Source organism: Bartonella sp. MR168JLCBS (genome assembly GCF_042194175.1).
The window spans coordinates 272-577 of record NZ_JBHIMP010000567.1 but is presented as its reverse complement, the minus strand read 5'-3'; the positions used below and the strand labels follow the sequence as shown (position 1 = coordinate 577).

At 39.5% G+C, this 306-nt stretch carries 1 protein-coding gene; it reads right to left on the bottom strand.

From position 1 onward, the window contains the following. Positions 1 to 306: TrmH family RNA methyltransferase (locus ACFIK8_RS12720; RefSeq protein WP_375669633.1), on the bottom strand; the 306-nt coding region annotated here is incomplete at both ends.

The following is a 306-nucleotide window of genomic DNA, read 5'->3' as shown; positions in this document are numbered from 1 at the left end:
AAAAGCTGTATCGTTCAGATTTTCTAAACCTGATTTCATCCATTCGTAAGACATAAGCAAAACCGCTTGCGCGATATTCAGTGACGCAAAAGCAGGATTTACTGGAAAAGTGATGATTTCATCAACAAGACTAATCTCATAATTTTCTAGTCCCCACCTCTCTCTTCCAAAGACGATACCCGTCCTATGTCCTATATTTTCACGTTGACGTAACATATTGGCTGCTTCAACAGCACTTTTTACAGTTTTAAAACCACATCTTTCACGTGCCGTTGTAGCAAAAACGTAGTGCAAATCCGCAATTGC